Annotated in this window: 23 protein-coding genes; 17 read left to right on the top strand and 6 right to left on the bottom strand. The window is 72.2% G+C overall.

Features of this window, described 5'->3' with window-relative positions:
* Positions 1-16 precede the first annotated feature (16 nt).
* The 8 genes from OG494_RS19945 (at position 17) to OG494_RS19910 (ending at position 7,877) form a co-directional block, all read left to right on the top strand.
* Positions 17-541, top strand: coding sequence for a flavodoxin domain-containing protein (locus OG494_RS19945; protein WP_328457860.1), 525 nt, complete (start codon positions 17-19; stop codon positions 539-541).
* Positions 538-1,947 carry a DUF4389 domain-containing protein gene (locus OG494_RS19940; protein WP_328457859.1) on the top strand — a complete coding sequence of 470 codons (1,410 nt, stop codon included), beginning with the start codon at positions 538-540 and terminating at the stop codon, positions 1,945-1,947. The genes OG494_RS19945 and OG494_RS19940 overlap by 4 nt, the downstream gene beginning before the upstream one ends.
* Positions 1,948-1,959: 12 nt before the next feature.
* On the top strand, positions 1,960-2,238 hold the full coding sequence (locus tag OG494_RS19935; RefSeq protein WP_328457857.1) for a DUF1918 domain-containing protein: 279 nt from the start codon (positions 1,960-1,962) through the stop codon (positions 2,236-2,238).
* Positions 2,222-3,133: a universal stress protein gene (locus OG494_RS19930; protein WP_328457854.1), complete on the top strand. Its 912-nt coding sequence runs from the start codon at positions 2,222-2,224 to the stop codon at positions 3,131-3,133. Before OG494_RS19935 ends, OG494_RS19930 begins: the two co-directional genes overlap by 17 nt.
* Entirely contained in the window at positions 3,130-3,537 is a 408-nt protein-coding gene (locus tag OG494_RS19925) for a hypothetical protein (RefSeq protein WP_328457852.1), read from the top strand. Before OG494_RS19930 ends, OG494_RS19925 begins: the two co-directional genes overlap by 4 nt.
* Before the next feature lie 469 nt (positions 3,538-4,006).
* Positions 4,007-4,618, top strand: coding sequence for a CBS domain-containing protein (locus tag OG494_RS19920; RefSeq protein WP_328457850.1), 612 nt, complete (start codon positions 4,007-4,009; stop codon positions 4,616-4,618).
* Complete coding sequence (locus tag OG494_RS19915; RefSeq protein WP_328457848.1) at positions 4,615-5,520, top strand: universal stress protein; 906 nt, start codon at positions 4,615-4,617, stop codon at positions 5,518-5,520. The genes OG494_RS19920 and OG494_RS19915 overlap by 4 nt, the downstream gene beginning before the upstream one ends.
* Positions 5,517-7,877 (top strand): phosphoketolase family protein, encoded by a 2,361-nt coding sequence (locus OG494_RS19910; RefSeq protein WP_328457846.1) that lies wholly within the window; start codon positions 5,517-5,519, stop codon positions 7,875-7,877. Before OG494_RS19915 ends, OG494_RS19910 begins: the two co-directional genes overlap by 4 nt.
* A 55-nt stretch (positions 7,878-7,932) precedes the next feature.
* Here OG494_RS19910 and OG494_RS19905 read toward each other — a convergent pair whose 3' ends face one another.
* Positions 7,933-8,394, bottom strand: coding sequence for an ArsI/CadI family heavy metal resistance metalloenzyme (locus OG494_RS19905; RefSeq protein ID WP_328457844.1), 462 nt, complete (start codon positions 8,392-8,394; stop codon positions 7,933-7,935).
* Between the two features lie 83 nt (positions 8,395-8,477).
* Between OG494_RS19905 and OG494_RS19900 the strand changes: the two genes are divergently transcribed.
* The 6 genes from OG494_RS19900 to OG494_RS19875 all read left to right on the top strand — a co-directional run bounded on the left by OG494_RS19900 (position 8,478) and on the right by OG494_RS19875 (position 13,655).
* On the top strand, positions 8,478-8,840 hold the full coding sequence (locus OG494_RS19900) for a metalloregulator ArsR/SmtB family transcription factor (protein WP_328457842.1): 363 nt from the start codon (positions 8,478-8,480) through the stop codon (positions 8,838-8,840).
* On the top strand, positions 8,837-9,886 hold the full coding sequence (arsB, locus tag OG494_RS19895; RefSeq protein ID WP_328457840.1) for an ACR3 family arsenite efflux transporter: 1,050 nt from the start codon (positions 8,837-8,839) through the stop codon (positions 9,884-9,886). The genes OG494_RS19900 and arsB overlap by 4 nt, the downstream gene beginning before the upstream one ends.
* The gene (locus OG494_RS19890) at positions 9,883-10,290 is read left to right on the top strand and encodes an arsenate reductase ArsC (RefSeq protein ID WP_328457838.1); all 408 of its coding nucleotides are present in this window, start codon (positions 9,883-9,885) and stop codon (positions 10,288-10,290) included. Before arsB ends, OG494_RS19890 begins: the two co-directional genes overlap by 4 nt.
* A gap of 28 nt (positions 10,291-10,318) precedes the next feature.
* Positions 10,319-10,657, top strand: a complete 339-nt coding sequence (locus tag OG494_RS19885) for an ArsR/SmtB family transcription factor (RefSeq protein ID WP_328457836.1) — start codon at positions 10,319-10,321, stop codon at positions 10,655-10,657.
* On the top strand, positions 10,654-11,874 hold the full coding sequence (locus tag OG494_RS19880; protein WP_328457833.1) for a GNAT family N-acetyltransferase: 1,221 nt from the start codon (positions 10,654-10,656) through the stop codon (positions 11,872-11,874). Before OG494_RS19885 ends, OG494_RS19880 begins: the two co-directional genes overlap by 4 nt.
* A 68-nt stretch (positions 11,875-11,942) precedes the next feature.
* Positions 11,943-13,655, top strand: a complete 1,713-nt coding sequence (locus OG494_RS19875) for a sensor histidine kinase (protein WP_328457831.1) — start codon at positions 11,943-11,945, stop codon at positions 13,653-13,655.
* A 197-nt stretch (positions 13,656-13,852) separates the two neighbouring features.
* On the opposite strand, the gene cydD is transcribed toward OG494_RS19875, so the two are convergent.
* Genes cydD through OG494_RS19860 form a run of 3 tightly spaced genes read right to left on the bottom strand, consistent with a single transcriptional unit; the run spans position 13,853 to position 19,653 of the window.
* Positions 13,853-17,221 (bottom strand): thiol reductant ABC exporter subunit CydD, encoded by a 3,369-nt coding sequence (cydD, locus tag OG494_RS19870; RefSeq protein ID WP_328457830.1) that lies wholly within the window; start codon positions 17,219-17,221, stop codon positions 13,853-13,855.
* Entirely contained in the window at positions 17,218-18,237 is a 1,020-nt protein-coding gene (gene cydB / locus OG494_RS19865) for a cytochrome d ubiquinol oxidase subunit II (RefSeq protein WP_328457829.1), read from the bottom strand. Before cydB ends, cydD begins: the two co-directional genes overlap by 4 nt.
* Positions 18,238-18,252: 15 nt before the next feature.
* Positions 18,253-19,653 (bottom strand): cytochrome ubiquinol oxidase subunit I, encoded by a 1,401-nt coding sequence (locus OG494_RS19860; RefSeq protein ID WP_328457828.1) that lies wholly within the window; start codon positions 19,651-19,653, stop codon positions 18,253-18,255.
* 220 nt (positions 19,654-19,873) lie between these two features.
* Between OG494_RS19860 and OG494_RS19855 the strand changes: the two genes are divergently transcribed.
* Entirely contained in the window at positions 19,874-20,512 is a 639-nt protein-coding gene (locus tag OG494_RS19855; RefSeq protein ID WP_328457827.1) for a response regulator transcription factor, read from the top strand.
* Here OG494_RS19855 and OG494_RS19850 read toward each other — a convergent pair.
* Positions 20,509-21,498 (bottom strand): Acg family FMN-binding oxidoreductase, encoded by a 990-nt coding sequence (locus OG494_RS19850; RefSeq protein ID WP_328457825.1) that lies wholly within the window; start codon positions 21,496-21,498, stop codon positions 20,509-20,511. The genes OG494_RS19855 and OG494_RS19850 overlap by 4 nt on opposite strands.
* A 176-nt stretch (positions 21,499-21,674) precedes the next feature.
* Here OG494_RS19850 and OG494_RS19845 point away from each other — a divergent pair, with 176 nt between their 5' ends.
* Positions 21,675-23,363 carry a GAF domain-containing protein gene (locus OG494_RS19845; RefSeq protein WP_328458979.1) on the top strand — a complete coding sequence of 563 codons (1,689 nt, stop codon included), beginning with the start codon at positions 21,675-21,677 and terminating at the stop codon, positions 23,361-23,363.
* 5 nt (positions 23,364-23,368) lie between these two features.
* Here OG494_RS19845 and OG494_RS19840 read toward each other — a convergent pair whose 3' ends face one another.
* Positions 23,369-23,623 (bottom strand): dsRBD fold-containing protein, encoded by a 255-nt coding sequence (locus tag OG494_RS19840; RefSeq protein ID WP_328457823.1) that lies wholly within the window; start codon positions 23,621-23,623, stop codon positions 23,369-23,371.
* A 190-nt stretch (positions 23,624-23,813) separates the two neighbouring features.
* Between OG494_RS19840 and OG494_RS19835 the strand changes: the two genes are divergently transcribed.
* Positions 23,814-24,221: an Hsp20/alpha crystallin family protein gene (locus OG494_RS19835; RefSeq protein ID WP_328457821.1), complete on the top strand. Its 408-nt coding sequence runs from the start codon at positions 23,814-23,816 to the stop codon at positions 24,219-24,221.
* The last annotated feature ends 62 nt before the right edge of the window (positions 24,222-24,283 follow it).

Below are 24,283 nucleotides of genomic sequence, written 5' to 3'. Positions count from 1 at the left end.
GCGTGAGGCTGGAAGCATGAAAATCCTCGTGACGGTGGCCACCCGGCATGGTGCCACCAGGGAAATCGCCGAGACCATCGCCGCCACGGCCGGCTCCGCGCTGACCGACGCCGGGGTGGCGTCCCAGATCGAAGTCCGTGACGCGAGCCTGGTGACTTCGGTCGACGGCTTCGACGCCGTGGTCCTCGGCTCGGCCGTCTACATGGGACACTGGCTGGACGCCGCCACCGAGTTCGCCGGCAAATTCATCGACGAGCTGCGTGCCCTGCCGGTCTGGGTGTTCTCCAGCGGCCCGGTCGGTGACCACCCGGCCGACGAACCGGGCAACGCCGCCGACACGGTGATGCGGCTCGGGGCCCGGGGGCACCGGCTCTTCGGCGGCAAGATCGACCGCCACACGCTGCACCTGCCGGAGCGGGCGATGGTCGCCGCGCTGCGGGTCAAGGACGGCGACTACCGCGACTGGCCGTCGATCCGGGCCTGGGGCCGGGAAATCGGCGCGACCCTCGCGGTGACCGAAGTCGCCGGGAGCGCGTCGTGACCGCCCCGCGCGCCTATCCGGTCCGGGTCGAAGCGACCTTGGACGAACCGCTGTCGCGCGGCCTGTGGCTGGTCAAGTGGCTGCTGGCGATCCCGCACTACGTCGTGCTCGCGTTCCTGTGGTTCGCCTACCCGTTCGTCACCATCGCGGCGTTCTTCGCGATCCTGGTGACCGGCCGTTATCCCCGCCTGCTCTTCGCCTTTACCTCGGGTGTGCTGCGCTGGAGCTGGCGGGTGCAGTTCTACTCCTACGCCGCGCTGGGGACCGACCGGTATCCGCCGTTCACCTTCGCCGACGTCCCGGACTACCCGGCCCGGCTCGAAATCGCCTACCCCGAAAAGCTTTCGCGCGGCCTGGTGCTCGTGAAGTGGTGGCTGCTGGCCCTCCCGCACTTCGTGATCATCGGCCTGTTCGCCGGCGGCGGCAGCTGGCTGGCCTTCGGCAACGGCAACGACGATGGCTTCGACTGGGCCGCCGGCGGTCTCGTCGGCGTGCTGGTGCTGGTCGCCGGGGTGGTGCTGCTGTTCACCGGCCGCTACCCGCGGCCGATCTTCGACTTCGTGCTCGGCATGGACCGCTGGGTGCTGCGCGTCGCGGCCTACGTGTCGCTGATGACCGACGAGTACCCGCCGTTCCGGCTCGACATGGGCGGCACCGAGGCCGGCGTCGAGCCGCCGCACCCGCAGCCGCACCCGGTCCGGGCGGGGAACTGGACCGCCGGGCGGATCGTCGCCGTGGTCTCCGGCGCGGTGCTGGTGCTCGGCGCGGCGGGCCTGCTGACCGGCGGCGGCACGCTGCTGTGGGCCGATCGCACGCAGCGTGACGCCGACGGCTACCTCACGGCGTCGGCCACGGTCGTCGCGAGCGGCTACGCCGTCGCGACGGATCCGGTGCAGGTGACCGGGGCGCCGGACGTCTTCGCGGCCGTCGGTGACGTCCGGCTCCGCGCGACCACCACCGACGGCCGCCCGGTCTTCGTGGGCATCGGCCGTTCCGCCGACGTCGCCGGCTACCTGGCCGCGGCCGAGTACACGACATTGGGTGGCGTGTCCGGCAACCGCTCCGGCGACCGGGTGCACCCCGGTGGTGCCCCCGCGACCTCACCGGGTGACGCCGGGGTGTGGGCCGCGAAGGCCTCCGGCGACGGCACGCAGAGCGTCGCCTGGCCGGCGAACGACGGGGAGTGGACCGCCGTGGTGATGAACGCCGACGGCTCGCGCGGGATCTCCGTGCGCGCCGAGGCCGGAGCCACCGTGCCCGCCCTCGGCTGGGTCGCCCTCGGCCTGCTGATCGCCGGAGCCGTGTTCCTGGCCGGCGGCGCCCTGCTCATCGGGTTCGGCGCGCACCGCGCGTCGCGGCGCCCGGAAGCCCCTCGTACCCCCGAACCATCCACTGTGGACATGTGAGAAGGAAGACCGATGCACGCACAGCCGGGCGACTGGCTCGTCGTCAAGGGCCCGCGGGTCGACGCACCCGGGCAGCGCGGCCGGATCCTGGAGGTCCACTCGGCCGACGGCACTCCGCCGTACGTCGTCCGCTGGACGGCCGACGACCACGTGTCGACGGTCTTCCCCGGCCCCGACGCGATCGTGCTGACCGCCGACGAAGAACGGGCCGCCGGGGAACAGGCCCGCACCCGGTACGCCCGGGTGCAGCGGTTCATCCACGAGGAGGACGGTCATGCACGGGTTCACTGACGGCGCGGTCGTCGCCGGGATCGACGGCTCCACCTCGGCGGTGCAGGCAGCCCTCTGGGCCGGAGCCGAGGCCGCCCGCCGAGGCCGCCCGCTGCGGCTGGTGCAGATCTACACCCTGCCGCAGGTGAGCGTCCCAGGAGGCTTCGGTTCGCCGGACCAGGTCCGCGAGGGCTTGGCGCAGCGGGCCGGAGAGTGGCTCGCCGAAGCGCGGGCCGCGGTGCTCGCCGAGCACCCGGGCCTCGAGATCACCACAGCCGCCCGGGAATGGAGCCCGGTCACCGCGCTGACGCAGGAATCGCAGCACGCCGAGCTGGTCGTGCTGGGCTCGCGCGGGCTGGGCGGGTTCACCGGCCTGCTCGTCGGCTCCACGGCCGTGTCGGTGGTGGCGCACGCGCACTGCCCGATCGTCGTGGTCCGCGGCCGGACACCGCACGACCCGCCGCCGGCCACCGGGCCGGTGCTCGTCGGAGCCGACGGCTCACCCGACAGCGACGCCGCCCTGGCGTTCGCCTGCGAGGAGGCGCGGCTGCGCGGCACCGGGCTCATCGCGGTGCACACCTGGAGCGACGTCCTCGCCGACGGCGTGCTGCGGCCGCACCCGCTGCAGGAGAACCCGGTCGAGATCGCGGCCGAGGAGCGCGCCAAACTCGCCGAGCAGGTCGTGGGCTGGCAGCGGAAGTACCCGGACCTGGAGATCGAGTTCGAGGTCACCCGCGGCCGCCCGGTCCGCACCCTGCTCGCGCGGGGCGAGCACGCCCAGCTGATCGTGGTCGGCTGCCGCGGCCGCGGCGGGTTCACCGGCATGCTGCTCGGTTCGACGAGCCAGGCGCTCATCGCGCACTCGCCGTGCCCGGTGGCCGTCGTCCGGCCCCAGCGGACGGGGCCCGGGTCGTGAGCACTCTGCGGACCCGGGCGACGATGCGCGTGCTGGCCACGTTCGAGGCGTTGTTCGCCGCGAGCGCGGTGTACGGCGGGATCTCGCTGATCGTCGGCGCGCCGGGGTTCCCGATGCCCGTCGAGTGGCTGGCGCCGCTCGGGCTGACCAGCTGGGTGCTGCCGGGAATCGCCCTCGCGCTCGGCATCGGCGGCACCCTGGCCTGGGCGTCGGTGTTCGCCTGGCGGGCCGACCTCCGCGCGCCGGCGGCGGCACTGGCCGCGTGCGGGGTCCTGACCGGCTGGCTGGCGATCCAGTTCGGCGTGATCGGCGTCCGCGCGCCCGTCCAGTGGGTGACCGTCGGACTGCTGGCCGTCCTGCTCGGACTCGCGTTGCTGGCCCGGCACCGGCCGGCGACGTCGTGAAACCCGCCAAAGTCCCCGGGATTCCGCCGCAGCTGCCCCTGGACGCGGCCCGGGACCTGATGATCCGTCACCGGATCGGCTACCTCCCGGTGATGGAGGCCCGGCACTGCGTCGGCCTGCTTACTGCCGGGCCAGGCTCGCGTGGTGGACGGACGCGTGGCCCGGGTGGCGGCCTTGCCCGCCGGACCGGCGCGCGACCAGGCCGTACACGACGTCGGAAGGCCGCCAAGCCGGAACTGCGGGCGTTCCAGGACCTGCTCGGCGAATTCCAGGACGCCGAAGCGGCCACGGCCGCGCGCAGCTCGGCCGAGCTCCCCGCGGCGTGGCACGAACTCCGCGGTGACCTTCGTCCTTTGTGGACGTGACCGGCCGAAGGGACGTAAGTCCTCACGACCGGTGACCGACGCCAGCGGTGCCCCGGTTGCCGCGTTCCTAGGTTGGGAAGCGACACGAAAGGCAGGAACACCCGATGCGAGCACGCGACGTGATGACCTCGCCGGTGATCGCCGTGCAACCGTGGTCGTCCGCCAAGGAGGCGGCCGAGCTGCTGTCCACGCACGGCTTCACCGCCCTCCCCGTGGTCGACGACGACGAGCGCCTGATCGGCATCGTCACCGAGGCCGATCTGATCCGCGACCAGATCCCCGCCGACCCGCGGTACACCCACCTGCACAAGCACGCCGCCACCGCGGCCAGGACCGTCGGTGACCTGATGACCAGCCCCGTCACCGCGATGAGCACCGGCACCGACGTCGCCGACCTCTGCCAGACGCTGGTCGACGACCGGATCCGCGCGGTCCCGATCGTCGACGGTTCGACGGTCGTCGGCATCGTGACCCGCGGCGACATCGTCCGCGTGCTTGCCCGGAACGACGCCGAGATCGCGAAGGACGTCAAGCACCGGCTGGAGATCTACGGCGGGGATGGCCGCTGGAAGATCGACGTCCACGACGGCAGCGTCCACATCGTCGACCAGTTCGACGACGACTCCGACCGGCACGTCGCCCAGCTGCTGGCGCTCGCCGCTCCCGGCGTCGTCGCCGCCGACACCGCCTACGCGGGTGAGGAGCAGACCCGATGAGCACCATCGACCCGAGGATCACCGTGGGTGTGGACGGCTCCGCCGGTTCCACCGCCGCCGTCGCCTGGGCCGCGAAGATCGCGTCCCTGCGGCACCTGCAGCTCAGGATCGTGTACGGGCTGCAGCTCAGCGGCCTCTACTACGGCGGCGGGCTGCCCGGAGCGGGGATCGAGGTGATGACCGACGCGATCCGGGCCGACGGCGAGCGGATCGTCGCCGACGCTCGCAGCCTCGCCGCGTCCATCGGCAAGGATCTCGTCATCACGACGGAACTGCTGAACGACCCGCCGGTACCGATGCTGATCGACGAGTCCCGCCACGCGCGGCTGCTCGTGGTCGCCCGGACCGGGACCGGAGGGTTCACCGGCATGCTGATCGGCGGCACCGCCGGCACCGTCGCCAGTCACGCGCACTGCCCGGTCGCCGTCGTCCGCGGCCGCCACGGCACCACGTTCGTCCCGGACTCGGGACCGGTCGTGGTCGGCATCGACGGCAGCCCCAACAGCGAGCAGGCGATCGCCGTCGCGTTCGAGGAGGCTTCCTTGCGCGGCGTGTCGCTGGTCGCGGTGCACGCCTGGAAAGACGTCACCTACGAGGACACGCGCGGCACCGTGCGGATCCGGACGCAGCCCGAGGCTCTTGAAGAAGAGGGTGAACGGCTGCTCGGCCAACGGCTCGCGGGCTGGCAGGAGAAGTACCCGGATGTCGAGGTGAGTCGCCTGCTGATGCGCGACCGGCCGCGGCACGCGCTGCTCGACGCGAGCACGACCGCCCAGGTGGTGGTGGTCGGCAGCCACGGCCGCGGCGGGTTCGGCGGCATGCTGATGGGCTCGACCAGCCAGGCCCTGGTGCAGCACTCGGAATGCCCGGTCATCGTGGTGCGCCCGGAGCGAAAGGGATGACCGCCCTCGACGCCCGGCCCGCGGTGCTCGGCCGCACCGAACTGGCCCAGGTGGACGCCCTCTGGCGGGCCGCGAATTACCTCGCGGCCGGCCAGATCTACCTGATGGCCAACCCGCTGCTGCGCGAACCGCTGCGCCCCGAGCAGATCAAGCCGAGACTGCTCGGGCACTGGGGGACCTCACCCGGCCTCAACTTCGTCTACGCCCACCTCAACCGGGCCATCCTGACGCACGACCTGAACGCCATGTTCGTCACCGGCCCGGGCCACGGCGGCCCGGCCCTGCTGGCCAACACCTGGCTCGAAGGCAGCTACACCGAGGCGTGGCCCGAGGTCACCCAGGACGCCGAGGGGATGCGCGAGCTGTTCAAGCAGTTCTCCTTCCCCGGCGGCGTGCCCAGCCACGTCGCACCCCAGGTCCCCGGTTCGATCCACGAAGGTGGGGAACTGGGCTATTCGCTCGCGCACGCCTTCGGCGCGGCGTTCGACAACCCGGGCCTCATCGTCGCCTGCGTGGTCGGGGACGGCGAGGCCGAGACCGGTCCGCTGGCGACGTCCTGGCACGCCAACAAGTTCCTCGACCCGGTCCGCGACGGCGCCGTCCTGCCGATCCTGCACCTCAACGGCTACAAGATCGCCAACCCGACCGTGCTGTCCCGGATCGCCCCGGCCGAACTCGACGCGCTGCTGCGCGGGTACGGCTACGAGCCCATCTACGTCGAGGGCAGCGACCCGGAGACGATGCACCAGGCGATGGCCGCCGCGCTCGACTCGGCCGTCGCCGACCTCGCGGTGATCCACCGCGGCACCGGCCGTCCGGCGTGGCCGATGATCGTGTTGCGCAGCCCCAAGGGCTGGACCGGACCGGCCATTGTGGACGGTTTGCCGGTCGAGGGCACGTGGCGCGCGCACCAGGTGCCGCTGTCGCAGGTCCGGCAGAACCCGGAGCACCTGCGCCAGCTGGAGCAGTGGCTGCGCTCCTACCGTCCGGAGGAGCTGTTCGACTCCCGCGGCCGCCCGGTCGCCGACGTCACGGCGATGATCCCGGCGGGGGAGCGGCGGATGGGCTCCAGCCCGCACGCCAACGGCGGCGTGCTCCTGCAGCCGCTGACGCTGCCGGACATCGCGGCCCACGCGGTCGCCGTGCCCGCGCCGGGAACGACGTCGGCCGAGCCGACCCGGGCGCTGGGCCGGTTCCTGCGGGACGTCTTCGCGCTCAACGCCGACCGGGCCAACTTCCGGCTCTTCGGCCCCGACGAGACGGCGTCCAACCGGCTCGACGCGGTGTACGACGTCACCGCCAAGCAGTGGCAGGCCGGCCTCGAACCGGTCGACGAGCACCTGTCCCACGACGGCCGCGTGCTGGAGGTGCTCTCCGAGCACCTGTGCCAGGGCTGGCTCGAGGGCTACCTGCTCTCGGGCCGGCACGGGCTGTTCAACTGCTACGAGGCCTTCGTGCACATCGTCGACTCGATGGTGAACCAGCACATCAAGTGGCTGCGGGTGCACCGCCAGATCCCGTGGCGACGCCCGGTCGCGTCGCTGAACTACCTGCTGACCTCGCACGTGTGGCGGCAGGACCACAACGGCTTCTCCCACCAGGATCCGGGGTTTGTCGACCACATCGCCAACAAGAGCTCGGAGGTCGTGCGGATCTACTTCCCGCCCGACACCAACACGCTGCTCGAGGTCGCGGCGCACTGCCTGCGCAGCCGGGACTACGTGAACGTCGTGGTGGCGGGCAAGAACGACAGCCCGAACTGGCTCGACGCCGAGCAGGCCGCGTTGCACTGCGCCCGGGGTGTGAGCATCTGGGAGTGGGCGAGCACGCACACCGACCGCGAACCGGACGTGGTTCTCGGCTGCGCGGGCGACGCCCCGACCCTGGAGGTGCTCGCGGCCGCGCAGATCCTGTGCGCGGAGCTGCCGGACCTGGCGGTGCGCGTGGTGAACGTGGTGGACCTGATGCGCCTGCAGCCGGAAATCGAGCACCCGCACGGGCTCGGTGACCGGGAGTTCGACGCGTTGTTCACCCCGGACCGGCCGGTGATCTTCGCCTACCACGGGTATCCGTGGCTGATCCACCGCCTGGCTTACCGCCGGACCAACCACCAAGACATGCACGTGCGCGGTTACACCGAGCACGGCACCACGACCACGCCGTTCGACATGCTGGTGCTCAACCACATGGACCGCTTCCAGCTGGTGATCGACGTGATCGACCGCGTGCCGGGGCTGGTCGCGACGGCGGGTGTGCTGCGGCAGCGGATGACCGAGGCCCAGGGCCGTCATCGCCGCTGGATCCTGGCGCACGGTGAGGACCTGCCGGAGATCCTGAACTGGGCGTGGGAGGGCTGAGCCGTGACCGCCGCGGGTGCGCCCGCGGCGGTCACGTCGTCCCGGGCCGTCGCGGTCAGGAGCAGCAGCCTTCGGGCTGAGCCGGGGCGGCGTCGGCTGTGCAGCACGTCGCCGGCGTGACCAGCGCGGCGCTGTCGGCTCCGTAGCTCTGGGAGTCGGCCTTGACGGTGTAGACCTCCCACGGCTCCTGGCCGGGGCCGTGCACCCACACCTTGTCCTGCACGGCGTAGCAGCAGGTGGTGTCGTCCTCGGTCAGCGTTTCCAGGCCTTCGCCGGTGAGACGCTTGCTGGCTTCGCTGACCTGCTCGGTGGACTCGACTTCGACGCCGAGGTGGTCCATGACCGTGGCCTGGCCGGGCTCGCCCTCCAGGAGCACGAGCTTGAGCGCGGGCTCGGTGATGGCGAAGTTGGCGTAGCCGGGGCGGAGCTTGGCGGGCTCGGTGCCGAACAGCTTCGAGTAGAAGTCGATCGAGCCGGCGAGGTCCCCGACCCGCAGCGCGAGCTGTACGCGTGACATCCCGTTCTCCTTGGATAGACGTTCATCAAAACAGCAACGGGACTTAGATTGCTCTCTAGATAGACGTGTGTCAACATAGACGCATGCCGAAACAGCTCCCGCTCGTCGCGATGGACGCGTGCTGCTCGCCGCTGGCCCGCGAGCCGCTGACGGAACCGCAGGCCGTGGAACTGTCGAAGCTGTTCAAGGCGATGGCCGACCCCGTGCGCCTGCGGCTGCTGTCGCTGATCGCCTCCCACGCCGGGGGCGAGGCGTGCGTGTGCGACCTGACCGACGCGTTCGACCTGACCGGCCCGACCATCTCCCATCACCTCAAAGTGCTGCGGGAATCCGGCCTGATCACCGGCGAACGACGCGGGACCTGGGTGTACTACCGCGTCCACCCCGAGGTGCTGGCCCGGCTCGCGGCCGTGCTGGTCCCCGGCGACGCGGTCGTCCCGGCGTGACGACGCCCCGCCGGCTGTCCACACTGGACCGTTTCCTGCCGGTGTGGATCGCGGCCGCGATGGCCGTGGGACTGCTCGCCGGCCGCTGGGTTCCCGGTCTGAACACCGCGCTGTCCGCGGTGCAGGTGGACGGGATCTCGCTGCCGATCGCCCTCGGGCTGCTGGTGATGATGTACCCGGTGCTGGCGAAGGTCCGTTACGACCGGCTCGGCACGGTCACCCGCGATCGGCGGCTGCTGTGGCCGTCGCTGGTGCTGAACTGGCTGATCGGCCCGGCGCTGATGTTCGCACTGGCCTGGCTGCTGCTGCCGGACCTGCCGGAGTACCGGACCGGGCTGATCATCGTCGGTCTTGCCCGCTGCATCGCCATGGTGATCATCTGGAACGACCTCGCCTGCGGCGACCGCGAAGCCGCCGCCGTGCTGGTCGCGCTGAACTCGGTGTTCCAGGTGCTCGCGTTCGGGCTGCTCGGCTGGTTCTACCTCTCGGTCCTGCCGGGCCGGCTGGGATTGCCGCAGGCCGATCTGGCGGTGTCCGGGTGGCAGATCGCCAAGAGCGTGCTCATCTTCCTCGGCATCCCGCTCGTGGCGGGCTACCTGACCCGCCGGCTCGGCGAACGCGCGAAGGGCCGGGACTGGTACGAGACGCGGTTCCTGCCGAAGATCGGTCCCGCCGCGCTCTGCGGCCTGCTGTTCACCATCGTGATCCTCTTTGCCCTGCAAGGAGAGCAGATCACCGCGAGGCCGCTGGACGTCGTCCGGATCGCGGTGCCGCTGCTGGTCTACTTCGGCCTGATGTGGGCCGGCTCCTTCGCGTTCGGCACCGCCGTGGGCCTGTCGTACGAACGCACCACGACGCTCGCCTTCACGGCCGCGGGCAACAACTTCGAACTCGCCATCGCGGTCGCGATCGCGACGTTCGGGGCCACCAGCGGGCAGGCCCTGGCCGGGGTCGTCGGACCGCTGATCGAAGTCCCCGTGCTCGTCGCCCTCGTCTACGTCTCCCTCGCTCTGCGCCGCCGCCGTCGCCTGGAGGTCGCCGCGTGAACACCCCGGAAGTGCTGTTCGTCTGCGTCCACAACGCCGGCCGCTCCCAGATGGCCGCCGCCCTGCTGCACCACCACGCCGCCGGCCGCGTCACCGTCCGCTCCGCGGGCTCGGCCCCGGCGGACGAGGTCAACCCGGCCGTCGTCGCGGTCATGGCCGAGCTCGGCATCGACGTCTCCCGCGAGTTCCCGAAGCGCCTGACGACCGACGCGGTCGAGGCCGCCGACGTCGTGATCACCATGGGCTGCGGCGACGCCTGCCCGGTCTTCCCCGGCAAGCGCTACCTCGACTGGCAGCTCGACGACCCGGCCGGCCTCCCCGTCGAGCAGGTCCGCCTGATCCGCGACGAGATCGACCGCCGCGTCCGGGCCCTGCTCGCCGAGCTGGTGCCCGCTTCCGCCTGAGCCCTTCATCGTCTATCGTCGATGGACGATGAAAGGGGTCGCCGTGCTCGATCGCGCCACCGCCGAGACCTACGCCGGGTGGTTCCGCGCGCTCGCGGACCCGACCCGGGTGCAGATCCTCAACCTGATCGCCGCCGGCGGCCCGGTGACGGTCGGCGAGATCGTCGAGCGGGTGAGCGTGGGCCAGTCCACCGTGTCGGCGCACCTGAAGATCCTCACCGACACCCGGTTCGTGCTCGTCGAACCGCGCGGCACCGCCCGGCTCTACCGGGTCAACCAGGCGTGCGTGTCCTGCTTCCCCAGTGCCGCGGACGTCGTCATGGGTCGCGACGCCGTCGCGTTCACCTCGTGCGAGGCCGGCCGATGAGCCCGGACCGCGACGCCGTCCACGACCGGTACGCCGCCGCGGCCCGGCAAGCCCTCGCGGGCGAAGGAACCGGCCTGCTCACCGGCGAGGGCGACGCCGACCGGCTGGGCGCCGTCCACTACGCGGCGGAGGAGATCCCGGCGGAGGTGTCCGCGACCAGCCTCGGCTGCGGCAACCCGCTGGCCGTCGCCGAGCTGCACCCCGGCGAAACCGTGCTCGACCTCGGCTCGGGTGGTGGCCTCGACGTCCTGCTCTCCGCCCGCCGGGTCGGCTCGGCCGGGCGCGCCATCGGCCTCGACATGACCGACGACATGCTCACCCTCGCCCGCCGGCACGCCGCGCAGGCCGGCGTGATCAACGCCGAGTTCGTCAAGGGCACCATCGAACGGATCCCGCTGCCGGCCGCCTCGGTCGACGTCGTCATCTCCAACTGCGTCATCGCGCTCTCGCCGGACAAACCGGCCGTGTTCGCCGAGATCGCCCGGGTCCTGCGTCCCGGCGGCCGTCTCGGCATCACCGACATCCTGGCGGGCGACACGCTCACCGACGCCGAACGCGCGTCCCGCGCCGGCGCGGTCGAGTGCCTCGGCGGCGCGCTCACCGCCGAGCGGTACCGGACTCTGCTGCGTGACGCCGGATTCGTCGGCATCGAGGTGCGGGTTACGCACGAGGTCGGCGACAAGCTGCACTCGGCGATCATCCGCGCCGCCACACCGGTTTCGATGCACATCGCCGCGATGACCGCCGGGCACGGGGACCAGGTCCTGGCGATCTACCAGGCCGGGCTCGACACCGGTGACGCGAGTTTCGAGACGATCGCCCCGGACTGGGCCGGCTGGGACGCCGTCCACCTCCCGGCGCACCGCCTGGTGGCCCTCGACCCGGCCGGCCGGGTGCTCGGCTGGACCGCGGTCACGGCGGTGTCTTCGCGATGCGTCTACGCCGGGGTCGTCGAGCACAGCGTGTACGTCTGCCCCGAGGCGCGCGGCCGGCGGGTCGGCGACGCTCTCCTGACCGCGTTGATCGCGTCGACCGAGGCCGCCGGGATCTGGACGATCCAGAGCGGCGTCTTCGCCGAAAACCACGCGAGCAGGCAGCTGCACGCCCGAAACGGGTTCCGCGAACTCGGGGTCCGGCGGGCCGTCGGCCGGCATCGCGGCCGCTGGCGCGACGTCCTGATGATCGAGCGTCGCAGCACGGTCGTGGGTGTCCCGTGAATATCTGACCGGAAACCACCACATGCTGGCTTGACCGCTACGGGGCCGGAAGCAGGAGACTGGTCGACGTGAGCTGGGCAGGTGAAGGACGAGGACAGGCGGACCCGGAACGGCTGACGTTCCCGGACCTGCCGCGGATGGAACTGGACCAGCTGCTGGGCCAGCTCGTCGAACGGGCCCAGGAGGTCATCGGGACCCAAGGCCGGTTGCGCGGCCTGCTGCGCGCGACCCAGATGGTGACCGGCGACCTCGACCTGCCGACGTTGCTGCGCCGGATCGTCGAGGCGTCCCGGGAACTGCTGGGCGCCCGGTACGCGGCGCTCGGGGTGATCGGGCCCGACGGCCAGCTCGCCGAGTTCGTCCACGCCGGCATGGACGCCGAGACGGTGGCCCGGGTCGGGCGGCTGCCGGAAGGCAAAGGGCTGCTCGGCGCCGCGGTGGAGGATCCGCGCCCGATCCGGCTGGCGGACATCGCCCACGACCCGCGCTCGTCCGGGTTCCCCGGCGAGCACCCGCCGATGGGGAGCTTCCTCGGCGTGCCGATCCGCGTGCGCGGGGTCGTGTTCGGCAACCTCTACCTCACCGAGTGCACGCACGGCGAGTTCAGCGCCGAGGACGAGCAGCTCGCGCTGGCCCTGGCGGCGACCGCCGGGCAGGCCATCGACAAAGCCCGGCTCTACGAGACCGCGCGCAAGCAGCAGGAGTGGCTCCGGGCGTCGGCGGCGATCATGCGCGAGCTGCTCTCGGCCCGTTCGGGGCCGCTGCGGCTGATCGCCGAGTACACCCGTGACCTGGCGGACGCCGACCTGGTCACCGTCGTCCGCCCGGCTGAGGACGGTGACGAGCTGCGGGTCGAGGTCGCCGTCGGCGATGGCGCGGCCGATCTCGCCGGGAGCCCGATCGGCCTCGAGGACACCCTGTCCGGGCAGGTCTTCACCAGCGGCGAGCCGGTGGTGGGCTCGTGGGTGGACCGCCAGGCCCAGCTGGCCGCGCCCGCGTCGCTGCGGCCGGACCTCGACGCGGTGCTGGTGGTGCCGCTGACCGGGGCCGGGCAGGTGAACGGCGTGCTGACCGCGGCCCGCAAGATCGGCCGGCCGGGCTTCACCGCGGACGACCTCGAGATGGCGGCCGGGTTCGCGAGCCAGGCGTCGGTGGCGATCGAGCTGGCCGACGCCCGCGCCGAGCAGCAGCGCAACGAGCTCTACGACGAGCGCGACCGGATCGCGGCCGAGCTGCACAGCCAGGTGGTGCAGCGGCTGTACGCGATCGGCCTGTCCTTGCAGACGACCGCCGGAGCGGCCCGTTCGGAAGTGGTCTCGCGCCGGGTGCGGACGGCGATTGCGGACCTCGACACGGTGATCGCCCAGATCCGCGAGACGGTCTTCCAGCTGGACGACGTGCTGCCCCGTTCCGCGGCCGCGGTGCACGACCGGGTGCTGGAGGTGCTCTCGGAGGTCGGCGCCGAGCTCGGGCTCACCGCGTCGACGGAGTTCTCCGGCAAGCTCGACGCGATCGAGCCGGAAGAGCTGGCCGACGAGCTGGTGACGGCGCTGCGCGAAGGCCTGCGGCTCATCGCCCGGCACACGGGGGCGGGCTCGGTCCAGGTCGCGGTGCGCTCGGGCGCGGAACGGCTGACCGTGGTCGTCGCCCACGACGGCAGCAGCGTGCTCGCCGAGCTGCCGGACGCCGAGCTGGCCCGGCTCGCCGAGCCGGCCCACCGCCGGGGCGGGGTCTCGGAGGTCAACGAAGGCGCGCTGACCTGGTGGGTCCCGCTGTCCTGACCCGGTCGTGAGCGGGAAAGACGATTCCGGCGAAGCTGCATTTGCCGACCTACGCCCCGTGCTGGTCGCGGCCCTTGGTACAGCCGACACGCCGTTGCGGTCCACGGGTGGCGACCTCGCCGCAACTGGGCCGCGGATCCGAGTCAGGGGGTGACAAATAATTGGTCCGCCCTGACACCGATTCCCACGCACGACCGTCAAGCCGCGGCGACCGAACGAGCCGCCGTCAGGTCGACCGTGGGCAGGTTCGCGAAGTCCGCCGGCCGATGGGTGACCACCAGCGTCGAGCGGCCTTCGGTTGAGGCCAGGACGTCGGCCGCCAAGGCCGCCGCCGTGGGCGCGTCCAGGTGGGCCGTCGGCTCGTCCAGGAGCAGGATCGGGCGGTCCGAGAGCAGCGCCCTGGCCACGCCGATGCGCTGGCGCTCGCCGCCGGACACCGGGGTGCCGTGGGTGCCCAGCGCGGTGTCCAGGCCGTCGGGCAGGCGGTTCAGCCAGGCACCCAGGCGGGCGAGGGCGAGAGCGGAACGGAGCTCGTCGTCCGTGGCGGCCGGGCGGGCCAGGCGCAGGTTCTCGCGCAGGGTGCTGTCGAACAGGTGCGCTTCCGGGCCGCACCACGCGATCCGGTCTCGCACCGCGCCGCCGGTGTGGCGCCGGGTGTCGACGTCGTCGAGCAGCACCCGCCCACCGGACGGGTCGAGGTAGCGCATCAGGGCCGCGAGCACCGTGCTCTTGCCCGCGCCGGACCGGCCGGTCAGCGCCAGCCGGCGGCCGTGGCCGATCCGCAGGTCCACGTCCTGGACCGCGTCCCGGCGGGCGTCCGGCCAGCGGACCGACAGGTGCTCGGCCGCGAGCTCGCCGCCGGCGGGCACCGGTTCGGCGGCCGCGGGCTCGGTCTGCGGGGCCGGGAGGGCGTCCAGGTCCGCGAGCCGGCCCGCCGCGTGCCCGGCTCCGAGCAGCCGCTGGGCCGCCTCCGGCAGACCGGCCACCAGTTCGGCGGTCGCGAGCGGCAGCAGCGCCAGCACGGCCAGCGCGGGACCGGGGATCGTGCCCGCGCGCACCGCCACGATGCCGAGTGCGAGGCAGGCCGAGGAAGTCAGGCCGACCCCGAGCGTCGCGATCCCGGAGCCGAGCCCACGCCGCACCGCGGACCGGCGAGCCGACGCGGTCAGCGCGGCGTCGAGGGCACGCAGGCGGGAGTGGCGACGCCCGGCCGCGTCGTGCGCGATCAGGTCGGCCGACGCCTGCAGCAGCTCGACGGTGCCCGCGACCAGGTCCGTGCGCAGCCGCGCGGTGTCGCGCTGGGCTCGCCGGGCCGTCAACGCGGCGACGAGCGGGGCGAGCACCCCGGCGGCGAACAGGCCGATGGCGGCCGCGAAGCCGGCGCCGGGCAGGATCACGCCTAGGGTGAGCGCCGTCCCGGCGAGGACCGCGAACGTCGAGATCCCCGGCACCAGGCCGCGGACCAGGACGTCCTGCTGGCTGTCCACATCGGACACCAGGCGGTTCAGGAGGTCGCCGCGGCGCAGCCGGGCCGTGCGGGCCGGGCCGATCCGGACCAGCTGGGCCCACACCCGGACGCGCAGTTCTGTCAGTGCGCGCAGGGCGACGTCGTGCGACAGCAGCCTTTCGATGTACCGCAGAACGCCCTTGGCCAGGCCGAACGTGCGCACCGCGACGATCGCCACCATCAGGCTCAGCACCGGCGGGTGCAGCGCGGCGCCGGCGATCAGCCACGACGACGTCGCCGTCAGCGCGACCCCGCAGCCGAGGGCGGCCGTGGCGGCGAGGCAGGCGAGGGCGAGGCGCCACCGGTGCGGCCGCACGGCGTCCAGCAACGGCCGCCACTTCGACCGCGAACCCTCCACAGTGGACAAGTCGACAGCCGGTGCGAGGGTGACCGGGCGAGCCGGCGCGGCCGACGCCGGGACCGCGTCCGGTGAAGGAGCCACGGCCGACGCCGGGCCGCCGAGGGTGACGACCCGGTCGCACCCGGCCAGCACCGCGGGGTGCTGGCTGATGATCACCGCGGTCCGCCCGGCGAGGACCTTGGGCAGCCGGTCCAGGATGGCGGCCTCGGTCTCGGCGTCGACGCCTTCGGTGGGCTCGTCGAGCAGGATGAGCGGCCGGTCCAGCAGAACCGCGCGGGCGAGCGCGACCCGGCGGCGCTGGCCGGTGGACAGCCCGGCACCCAGCTCGCCGACCGTGGTGTCCAACGCGACGTCGAGCGCGGCGACGTCGGCGGCCGCGAGGACCTCGTCGTCGGACGCGTCCGGAGAACCCAGCCGGATGTTCTCCGCCACGGTCCCGGCGACCAGGTGCGGCTGCTGCGGAACCCAGGCGATGTGCCGGTGCCAGGTCGCGCGGCCGACGTCGGCGAGATCGGTGTCGCCGGCCAGTACCCGCCCGGAATCGGGCCGCCGCCAGCCGAGCAGGACGTCGAGCAGCGTCGACTTGCCCGCCCCGCTCGGCCCGGTCACCCCGACCACCTCGCCGGGCGGCACGCGCAGGCTGAACCCGTCCAGGATCGGCCCGGACCGGCCCTCGACGGTGACGTCCTCGCAGCGCAGGGCCACCCGGGTCAGGTCGGGAACGGTGGCGGTGCCGGTGTCGCCGGCGGGCGTGTCGGCGAGCGCGATGATCTCCTCGGCCGCGGCCAGGCCTTCGGCGCTGTCGTGGAACCGGGCGCCGACCGCGCGCAGCGGCAGGTAGACCTCGGGCGCGAGGATCAGCACGACGAGCGCGGTGTGCAGGTCGAGGTCGCCGGCCAGCAGCCGCAGGCCGATCGAGACGGCGACGACCGCGACCGACAGCGTCGCCAGCAGCTCGAGGGCGAGCGCGGACAGGAACGCGACGCGCAGCGTCTTCAGGGTCTGCGTGCGGTACTTCTCGGTGATCTCCCGCAGCGAGCGCAGCTGGGCGCGGGCCCGGCCGAACGCGGTCAGCTCGGCCAGCCCGGCGACCAGGTCGAGGAAGTGGTTGCCCAGCAACGAAAGCGTCTTCCACTGCCGCCGGACGTCGCGCTGGGTGTAGAGCCCGATGAGGATCATGAAGAGCGGGATCAGCGGCACGGTGAGGCCGACGATCACCGCGGCCACCCAGTCGGCGAGCAGGATCCGCACCCCGACCACCAGCGGCACGACCGAGGCGATCAGCAGCTGCGGCAAGTACCGCGCGAAGTAGCCCTCCAGCCGGTCGACGCCGTGCGTCGCCAAGGACGCGACCTCGGCGGGGGAGCGGTCCGCCTGCCGGGGCCCGATCCGCAGCGCCGCCCCGATGACGGTCTCCCGCAGCTGGGAGAGCGCCCGCGCGGCGGCGCGGTGCGCGGTCGTCTCCGACAGCCAGGCGATTCCGGACCGGGCGAGCACCACCAGGAGCAGCATGCCGACCGGGACCAGCAGGTTCCGCAGGGCGGCGCCGCCGAGGAAGGCCCACGTGATCGTCTTCGCCAGCAGCTCCGCCTGGGCGAGCACCAGCAGCGCGGTCAGCCCGCCCAGGGCGGCGCAGGCGAGGACGAACGGCCGGACCGCGCTCGCGTGGCGGAGCAGCCGCGGGTCGAGGGGCCTCACCGCCGGCCCGCGGGGAGCCCGCCGCCGGCCGGGATCGAGTCCCGGCCGAGGCGCTTGCGGAACACCCAGTACGTCCAGGCCTGGTAGGCCAGCACGATCGGGGTGAACGCGACGGCGACCCAGGTCATGATCTGCAGCGTGTAGTGCGTCGAAGACGCGTTCGTCGTGGTCAGGCCGAACGCCGGGTCGGACGTCGAAGGCAGCACGTTCGGGTACAGCGACCAGAACAGCGTCACGGTGACGGCGACGATCGCGCCGGCCGTGCTCGCGAAGGCGAGCCCGTCGCGGTCACCGGCGGCGAACAGCACGCCCGCGGCCAGCAGCAGCGCGGCGATCAGCGACGTCAGCCAGGACCAGCCGCCGTGCTCGATCGCGGTGTAGCCGAGGAAGACGCCGCCGAACACGATCGCCGCGCCGCCGAGCACGCGGCTTAGCGACCGGGCCCGGCCGCGGATCTCGCCGGTCGTCTTCAGCGTCAGGAAGACCGCGCCGTGGAAGGCGAACAGCGTGAGCGTGGCCAGTCCGCCGAGCAGCGCGTACGGGTTGAGCAGGGTGAAGAACGTGCCGGTGAAGTGGTGCTTCGCGTCGAGCGGGACGCCGTGCACGATGTTGCCGAACGCGACACCCCACAGCAGGGCCGGGCCGGCCGAGGCGAACACCATGATCCAGTCCCAGGTGTTGCGCCAGCGCGGACTGTCGATCTTGCCGCGGAACTCGAACGCCACCCCGCGCAGGATGAGGGCGACCAGCACCAGCAGCAGCGCCAGGTAGAACCCGGAGAACAGGCTCGAGTACCAGAGCGGGAACGCGGCGAAGGTGGCGCCGCCGGCGACGAGCAGCCAGACCTCGTTGCCGTCCCAGACCGGGCCGATCGTGTTGATCAGCACGCGGCGATCGGTGTCGTCGCGGCCGAGGATCCGCAGCAGCATGCCGACGCCGAAGTCGAAACCTTCGAGGACGAAGTAGCCGGTCCACAGGACCGCGATGAGCAGGAACCAGATGTCGGTGAGGGCCATGACGGTCTCCGGCGCTTAGTAGGCGAAGGCCGCGGGCCGCGGCTCGTCGGAATCGGTTTCGTCCCTGGGTGCCTCGGGCGGTGGGGGACCGGCCTTGGCGTAGCGGACCATCAGGACGCCGTCGACGACCGCGAGCACGCCGTAGAGCAAGGTGAAGACGATCAGCGAGGTCAGCACGCTGCTCGCGGGCACCGTGGGCGACACCGAGTCGGCGGTCTTGAGCACGCCGAACACCGACCACGGCTGCCGGCCCATCTCGGTGAAGATCCAGCCGACGCTGTTGGCCAGGAACGGCAGGGCGATCGCCGCGGTGGCGGCCGGGAAGAACCACCTGGCGCGCGGAGTGCGGCCGCGGCGGAACAGCCACAGACCGACCGCCGAGAGCAGCAGGCAGAGGAAGCCGAAGCCGATCATCAGGCGGAACGTCCAGTAGGTGACCGGGACGTCCGGCCGGTACTCGCCGGGGCCGTAGGCCTGCTGTTCGGCGGCCTGGAGGTTGTTGATGCCCTCGACCTTGCCGTCGAAGGTGCCGGTGGCCATGAACGAGAGCACCCCGGGGACGCGGATGGAGAACTTCTCCTGCGAGCCGTCGAGCGAGCCGATGGTGAACAGCGAGAACGACGCGGGCGCGACGGTGTCGTAGAGCGCCTCGGCGGCGGCCATCTTCATCGGCTGCTGCTCGGTCATCAGCCGGGCCTGCAGGTCACCGGTGACGATGACACCGAGGCTGGCGATCATGACGGTGACCAGCGCGAGCTTCATCGACGGCCGGAACACGTCGGCGTTGCGGTTCTTGCGCAGCTGCCAGGCGCTGATCCCGACCACGAACACGCCGCCGGTGAGGAAGCAGGCCGTGATGGTGTGGGCGAACGCGCCGACGGCGGTCGAGTTGGTGAGCACGGCACCGAAGTCCTTGAGCTCCGCGCGGCCGGTGGCGGGGTTGACCACCGAGCCGACCGGGTGCTGCATCCAGGAGTTCGCGGCGAGGATGAAGTACGCCGAAAGCAGCGTGCCGGTCGCGGCGATCCAGATCGTGGCCAGGTGGAGCTTCTTCGGGAGCTTGTCCCAGCCGAAGATCCACAGGCCCAGGAACGTCGACTCGAGGAAGAACGCGAGCAGCCCTTCGATGGCCAGCGGCGCGCCGAAGATGTCGCCGACGAACGTGCTGTAGTCCGACCAGTTCATCCCGAACTGGAACTCCTGCACGATCCCGGTCGCCACGCCCATGGCGAAGTTGATGAGGAACAGTTTCCCCCAGAACTTCGTCATCCGGCGGTACTTGTCGTTGCCGGTGCGCACCCACGCCGTCTGCATCCCGGCGACCAGGAAGGACAGCCCGATGGTCAACGGGACGAAGATGAAGTGGTACACGGTGGTGATCCCGAACTGCCACCGCGCCAGGTCCAGGGTGCTCATCCGGATTCTCCTGCTCGCTGGTTCTTGCCGACCGGGGCAGCATCCGTTCCGCGGGCCCTCCGGCGAGAGGGTCCTTGGTCACTTCCTCGACGGCCCCCGGTCCCCTCCGGGCCGGAACGTGACCTCCGGCCGGGAGCCGGGGACTTTGGTCACCACCACCGGAGGCCTTGTGGTCGTAGGCTGATCCCCGTCGTGCTTTCGCTGTCACAGGAGGTCGGAGATGCTCCGCGTGTTTCTCGTCGATGACCACGAGGTCGTCCGTCGTGGAGTCGCCGACATGCTGGACGAGGACGAGGAGCTGACGGTGATCGGCCAGGCCGGCAGCGTCTCGCAGGCCCTCGCCCGGATTCCGGCCCTCAACCCCGATGTCGCCGTGCTCGACGTGCGGCTGCCCGACGGCAACGGCATCGAGCTGGCCCGCGAGCTGCGCTCGAAGCTGCCGGAGCTCAAGATCCTGATGCTGACGTCCTACACCGATGAGCAGGCGATGCTCGACGCGGTGATGGCCGGCGCGAGCGGGTTCGTCATCAAGGACATCAAGGGCATGGACCTGGTCTCGGCCGTGAAGGACGTCGGCGCGGGCAAGTCCCTGCTCGACGCGCACGCGGCGGCCGCCCTGATGGGGAAGCTGCGTGACAGCCAGGCCAAGAAGGGCCCGCTGTCGGACCTGACGGACCAGGAGCGCAAGCTTCTCGAGCTGATCGGCGAGGGGCTGACCAACCGGCAGATCTCCGAGCGGATGTTCCTGGCCGAGAAGACCGTCAAGAACTACGTCTCGCGCCTGCTGACCAAGCTGGGCATGGAGCGGCGCACCCAGGCCGCCGTCCTCGCCACCGAGCTTCGCCAGCACGGGAACTAAGCGCTCAGCCGATCCGGCTCCAGCAAGACGTCGTCCAGCGACCGGCGCGGTGTCCACGGCACTGGCGCGCCGTGCCCGAGGCGCAGCACGATCTGCGGCCACAGCCCGCCGCCGAGCAGCGTGCGCAGTTCCGCCCGCGCCGCGGGGACCTCGACCGGCTGCGAGATGAACGACGCGTCGAAGCCCGCTGCCGTCGCCGTGAGAAGGACGCGTTGCATCGCTTGACCCGCGCGGATCCGGTCGGCCTTCCGGTCGTCGAACGAACCGATGACCACGACGACGGGCTCGGAGTCGTCGACCCGGCCGCGCCGGCTTGAGCCGAAGTCGCGCAGGATCCAGCCGCCGTCCGCCGAGGGCATCGCGCCGGCGGCGTACTCGGGGACGCCGTCGCGGCTGTCCCGGGAGCGCGCGGTCCAGTGCCGCCACTCGGCGAGGAACGCGGGGTCCGACACCTGGGCCTGGTGGCCCTTGTGCACCAGTTCACGAAGCTGCTCGAGCTGCGTCGGGTCCAGCCGGGGCAGCCAGGCCTGCTCGACCTCGGCGGCGTGGCGCAGCTCGGCGACCACCGCGTCCGGGATGACGGCCGCGTCGAACGGGGTGCGGTTGGTGTGGCGGCGGGGGATGGCGTCGGCCAGCCGGACGAGCCGCTGGTCCGGCTTGCGGGCCGAAAACGGCCGGACCACGGCGAGCAGCGTCGGGTCGTCCCGCCGGGGCAGCAACGTCGTGGCCGGGTGCGCGCCCAGCGCGTGGATCGCCGTGCGCAGGTTGAACAGTGCGGCGCCGCACGAGAGCAGCAGCTCCCGCCGGTCGGCGTCGGCCACCGGCAGCGCGCGGTCCGGATCGGCGTGCAGCTCGAGGCCCGCCGGTGTGCAGCGGAACCGCCACGGCTGGGTGTTGTGCGTCGACGGCGCGAGCACCGCCGCGCCGAGCACGGACTTCACCTGATCGGGGTCGAGCAGGCCGACCGAGGTGATGGGTAGTGTCATGTTTCCCCCTGGCGCCGCAGCGCGGCACACTGTGGTCCTGGAATGCTTCGAATGACGATCTCTCGCTCGGCAAAGCCGCCGAAAGGGGAGAAAGTCACCAGGAGCGAGGCCGGAAAGGGCGGTGTGGTGTGTCCGTGGACGAGGCCGGGCAGCACCGTGAGGACGGCCCGAGGCGGATGGCGGGGACGCTCTCCGGCCTGCGGCTGCGGGAGGTACTGCGTGACCTGCAGGACCGGATCGAGCTGCTGATCGGCACCCGCGACAAGATGGACGGCCTGCTCGACGCGGTGCTGGCCGTCGCGTCCGGACTCGAACTGGACGCGACGCTGCGGCGCATCGTGCAGGCCGCGATCGAGCTCGGCGAGGCCAAATACGGCGCGCTCGGTGTGCTCGCCGAAGACGGGTCCCTGTCGGAGTTCATCTACCTCGGCATCGACGACGAAGCCCGCCGCCTGATCGGTCACCTGCCGGAGGGCCACGGCGTCCTCGGCGTGGTCATCGACGAGGCGAAACCGTTGCGGCTGGAGGAGATTTCGGCCCACCCGGCGTCGGTCGGGTTCCCCGCTCATCACCCGCCGATGCACTCGTTCCTCGGGGTGCCGGTCCGGGTGCGCGACGAGGTGTTCGGCCGGCTGTACCTGACCGAGAAGAAGAACGGCGAGCCGTTCACCGACGACGACGAGGTCGTCGTGCAGGCGCTGGCCGCCGCGGCCGGCATCGCCATCGAGAACGCGCACCTCTACGAGCAGGCGCGGGTGCGGCAGCAGTGGCTGGCCGCGACCAGCGAGGTGACGACCGAGCTGCTGGGCGGCACGGACCCGGCCGAGGCGCTCAACATCATCGCGAGCCGCGCGCTCGAGCTGACCGGCTCCGACGTCACCATGCTGGCCCTGCCGAACTCCGGACGCCTCGACGTCGACGAGGACTGGGGCGACGACGTCGACGACCTCACCGTCACCGTCTGCGCCGGGGCCCGGGCGGCCGAGCTGTCGGGCCTGCACATCGCCCTCGACGGCAGCGTGCCCGGCGCGGTCTACCGGGACCGGACGCCCCGCAGCGTGCCGGAGCTGGCCCTGCGGGAGTTCGGCTTCGGGCCGGCCCTGGTGGTGCCGCTGCGCGCCGGCGACCGCACGACCGGCGTGCTCATCACCGTCCGGGAACCCGGCGCGGGGTCGTTCGAGTCGGCCCAGCTGTCGGTCGTGGCCTCTTTCGCCGACCAGGCCGCGCTGGCCCTGCAGCTGGCGGCGCAGCAGCGGGCCGCCCGTGAGCTGGACGTGCTCGGCGACCGCGACCGGATCGCCCGCGACCTGCACGACCACGTCATCCAGCGGCTGTTCGCGGTCGGCCTGTCGATGCAGAGCACCCAGCGGCGGACGAAGTCGCCGGAGCTGCAGAAGCGGCTCGGGGACAGCATCCAGCAGATGCACGAGATCGTGCAGGAGATCCGGACGGCCATCTTCGACCTGCACGGCGGCGCGGCGGGGGAGACCCGGCTGCGGCACCGCCTGCACGACGCGATCGCCGAGCTCACCGACGACGCGCCGGTGCACCCGACGATCAGCATGTCCGGCCCGATCGACACGGTGCCCACCCAGCTGGCCGAGCACGTCGAGGCTGTGGTGCGCGAAGCGGTCAGCAACGCGGTCCGGCACGCGGAGGCCTCGACGCTGTCGGTGTCGGTCGCGGTCAAGGACGAACAGCTGCGCATCGTCGTGGTCGACGACGGCAAGGGGATCCCCGCCGACGTCTCGCCGAGCGGACTCGGCAACCTGGGCGAACGCGCGGAGGCGGTGGGCGGCCGGTTCGCCCTCGAGCCCGGTCCCGGGGGCGGTGTGAAGCTGGAGTGGTCCGCGCCGCTGCGCTGAGCGGCTCAGGTGCGCCACCTACCGGCGGCCTCGGCTTCCAGTTCGGTGGTCGCCGCCTCGACCAGCTCCTCCGTGAGGTCGGACATGGCGCGGCCCAGCGCGAGGTAGCCCGCGATCGGCGCGGGTCCGCTCCGGTGGGCGAGGCCGACGCCGGAGAACTCGTGCCCTTCCGGGGTGCGCAGCACGATCTGCGCCCGGGTCCGGTCCGGCCCGTGCTCGACCGCGACGTCGAGGCTCCAGGTTTCCGCAGGCTGGTCCATGTCTCCTCCGCTCCTCCCCGGTCCGCCGACGGTGACAGCGCCGCCGGATGGCGCACAGGGGCTTAGGTCCCCCGGGCGGGCTTCGGTGACGAAGGTCCTCGCGGTTCGGGTAGTCCGGCCGCGTCGCCGAACCCACCGGCCGCGGTCTCCTTGTGGTGCGGCGCCCGTCGCCGCGGGAAGGAGAAACACGATGACTGCCTTGGTGCCGGGTTCACGCCTGGCGTTGCCGAGCATCGCGGCGTGGCTGGACAACCCCTGGCCGTTCGCCGAGCACAACCCCATGCGGATCGAGGAGTCCACAGAGGACGGAAAGTACCTCGTCCGCGCGGAGCTGCCCGGCTTCGACCCGGAGAAGCACATCTCCGTGACGACGCACAACGGTCTGCTGACCATCGCCGCCGAGCGGGAGGCGAAGGAGATCGCGGAGGGCCGCAGTGAGTTCTACTACGGCACCTTCAGCCGCACGGTCAGCCTGCAGGCAGGGGCCGACCCGGCGAAGGTCAAGGCCGCCTACACCGACGGCATCCTCGAGATCTCGATGCCGGTCTCGGAGCACCCGCGTGACAAGCACGTGAAGATCCAGGTCACCAAGGACTAGGTGACCATCCCACGGTGGGCGCGGCCCCTTGGCCGGTCGCGCCCACCCTCAGGTGTGCAAGG

The sequence above is a fragment of the Amycolatopsis sp. NBC_00438 genome, assembly GCF_036026695.1.
Taxonomy (GTDB): domain Bacteria; phylum Actinomycetota; class Actinomycetes; order Mycobacteriales; family Pseudonocardiaceae; genus Amycolatopsis.
Note: the sequence above shows the minus strand (reverse complement) of the source record. Positions and strands in the feature narration are given on the sequence as shown.